Below are 1,143 nucleotides of genomic sequence, written 5' to 3'. Positions count from 1 at the left end.
GTCGTCACCGACAGCGGCGGGGGCTTCTGCGTGTCCTGTACGGAGACCGCTCCGTGCGCTCAGATCTCGTAGACCGCGCCGGGCCTGGCCACGTCGATCGGGCCCGGATAGACGGATCGGGCGTCCGCGAGGCTGGTACCGGGGTCGGTCCACGGCGGGATGTGGGTGAGCACCAGGCGCGCGGCGCCGGCGTCCCGCGCCGAGATGCCCGCCTCGCGACCGTTCAGATGCAGGTCCGGGATGTCTTCCTTGCCGTACGTGAACGAGGCCTCGCACAGGAACAGGTCGGCGCCATCGGCGAGTTCGTCCAGCTCCGGGCTGACCCCGGTGTCACCGGAGTACGTCAGCGTGCTGCCGCCGTGCTCGATCCGGATCGCGTACGCCTCGACGGGGTGCCGCACGCGCTCGGTGCGCACGGTGAACGGACCGATCTCGAAGGCGGCCGGCTTGAGCGTGTGGAAGTCGAAGACCTCACTCATCGAGGACGGCGAAGGGGTGTCCGCGTACGCCGTGGTCAGGCGCTGCTCGGTGCCCTCGGGCCCGTACACCGGCATCGGGGCGCAGCGGCCGCCGTCGTGCCGGTAGTAACGCGCGACGAAATAGCCGCACATGTCGATGCAGTGGTCGGCGTGCAGATGGCTCAGGAAGATCGCGTCGAGGTCGTAGAGGCTGCAGTGTCGCTGCAGCTCGCCGAGGGCGCCGTTGCCCATGTCGAGCAGCAGATGGAAGCCGTCGGCCTCGACGAGGTAGCTCGAGCAGGCGGAATCCGCGGACGGAAACGAGCCGGAGCAGCCGACGACGGTGAGCTTCATGGAGCAGGAACCTCCGCGCTGGCGGGGAAGGACGGGGGTTGTGCGGTCCGTTGAGCGTAAGGCGCAAAACGGCAGGTCGCTCCTCCGCCGTGGGCCGTTGTGGGCGAACTCACCTGCGTTGTCACCGGTTCGGGCGCGGTCGGCCGAACCGTGTGCGGGCTTGTCGTACGTCTGCGCGGGCGGGGGCGCCGGTACGGTCGGGGCATGGACACGTCCTGGTGGATCGCCCTCGGCGCGGTGGTGCTGCTCGCGCTGTTCGCCGCGCTGACCGACGGGGTCGGGCGGATCCGGCGGCGCGGTGGCCGGTCCCGGCCGCCGGGGCGGCCCGGCG

At 71.0% G+C, this 1,143-nt stretch carries 1 protein-coding gene; it reads right to left on the bottom strand.

The features are described from left to right. Nucleotides 1-59: 59 nt before the first annotated feature. Nucleotides 60-812, bottom strand: coding sequence for an MBL fold metallo-hydrolase (locus DY218_RS24300; RefSeq protein WP_128558274.1), 753 nt, complete (start codon nt 810-812; stop codon nt 60-62). Nucleotides 813-1,143 lie beyond the last annotated feature (331 nt).

This window comes from Streptomyces triticagri (assembly GCF_003429565.1).
Taxonomy (GTDB): Bacteria; Actinomycetota; Actinomycetes; order Streptomycetales; family Streptomycetaceae; genus Streptomyces; species Streptomyces triticagri.
This window is presented reverse-complemented; position numbering and strand designations above follow the sequence as displayed.

Coding starts and splice junctions, on each gene's coding strand:
- DY218_RS24300 (WP_128558274.1), bottom strand. CDS start 812: ATGAAGCTCACCGTCGTCGGCTGCTCCGGCTCGTTTCCGTCCGCGGAT.